Source organism: Mesorhizobium sp. M4B.F.Ca.ET.089.01.1.1 (assembly GCF_004022605.1).
GTDB classification, from domain to species: Bacteria; Pseudomonadota; Alphaproteobacteria; order Rhizobiales; family Rhizobiaceae; genus Mesorhizobium; species Mesorhizobium abyssinicae.
Map to the genome: position 1 here is coordinate 1 of NZ_RZOS01001174.1, position 627 is coordinate 627.

Below are 627 nucleotides of genomic sequence, written 5' to 3' on the forward strand. Positions count from 1 at the left end.
GACCTGCTGAAAGACGCGGAAGCTTTGACGGACCTTGCCTCGGCGGTTGGATCAAAGGGCATTCAGGTCATTACAGGTCCAATCAGTCTTGAGGCTCTCGATCCCACCAGCGTTACCCGGCTACCCGATCTCTACCGCGGCGTTGTTGGCCTGCCGATAGAGGAGCAGATCGACATCACGGCGTCTGGATTGGCCGCGGTCGCCGACATTGCCGCCCAGCGCAATGTGGTCATCTACCATGAAGCGTTGTCCTGGACGCCGCTCAACACCCTTGACAGGCAGCTTCGGACCATCAGGAAAGCAGCGCGCGACAACATACGTCTCGTCGTCGACTTCTGGCACTGTTACACCTCGGGCGATGGCCCCGAACAAATCTCGCGATTGGACAAGGATCTGATTTACGGCGTGCACATCTGCGACTCTCTGCCGTTTGCGGGCGGAGTCCCCAACGAGCCGGTGCTGCGCGACGTGGAAACAGGCAAGGGCGCGCTAGACCTTCGAGAGTGGGTAGCTGCCGTGAAGTCTACCGGCTACGATGGCTGGTGGAGCTGCGAGCTGTTCTGCAACAAGCAGCATCAGATGAACAGCTACGACGTCGCTCGCGATCTCAAAACCCTCATGCAGGAT

At 59.2% G+C, this 627-nt stretch carries 1 protein-coding gene; it reads left to right on the top strand.

Annotated features, from left to right (window positions below; all coding sequences use genetic code 11):
* On the top strand, positions 1-627 hold a 627-nt coding region (locus EN780_RS36650), incomplete at both ends, for a sugar phosphate isomerase/epimerase family protein (protein ID WP_133372978.1).